The 904-nt window shown below is 38.4% G+C and carries 1 protein-coding gene; it reads left to right on the top strand.

The features are described 5' to 3' along the window. Positions 1–527: 527 nt before the first annotated feature. Positions 528–904: hypothetical protein (locus KIV40_RS33190; protein ID WP_285353647.1), on the top strand; the 377-nt coding region annotated here is incomplete at its 3' end.

Below are 904 nucleotides of genomic sequence, written 5' to 3'. Positions count from 1 at the left end.
CGCTAAAGAGGCAAATTTGCCGAAACGAGAAATTCGATGAGTGGGAATATTCCTTTCTTTTGCTAACATAATTACTCTCTATTGGTGAACTTCTCTGTATACGAACAAAAAGCCATTTTGGATGATGGTCAATACAATAATTTACACCACTGACTCATCAATTGAAAAATCAAACACATATGCACTTACACCCTTATAATTCAACACACCAACGAAATGTATCAAGGTGGTAACCGAACGTTCCGATTGCCCGTGAGGTTTAACAGGAAATCACTTTCAAACAGGGTAAAAATGTTGATAACTCTGTTAATTTCCTCATTAGCCCAATATATATAACACGTTGAAAATAAATAAATACTTACATCATTTTGTAAATTCAAACAGTCAAAATGTGATATTCAGTCACGCGCTTAAATTCTCTTTTAAATCTCTTTGCAAACAGCGGTGATCTGGCCTAATTTTTAATATGAGCAAAGTAGCATACTGGTCGGTAAACATGGATGTCGACTGGGAGATTGGAGTGTTATATGGATTTAACAAACAAGGCCGCTCGCATTTTTATACCTGCCATTTTCGTTATTGTCTTTTCAAGTGGCATCGCTTTCTATTTGGCCTATGAACATCACATTAAAAAGCAGATCGTGAGTAAATGGTGTGTGCAACTGGAGTTTGTTGTGAAGCAAATGGGTGAAGAGCTGCGTGATCAAAACGCCTTCCTCAACAACATTGCTGAGCGAGAGAACTTCATTAAACGAGCTAACCTAAACCGAACCGTCTACGACGCTTTTTCCTCAATTGATACACAACTCAGCAGCACACGCTTTGGCTACAACACCAATAATTCATACTCATTCGCGATTGTAGACACGCAATCCAATCTCATCGCCAGCTCAGTGCAAACTTT

The sequence above is a fragment of the Vibrio sp. D173a genome (assembly GCF_030248475.1).
The sequence above is the reverse complement of the archived record's forward strand: the minus strand, read 5'-3'. Positions and strand labels throughout refer to the sequence as shown.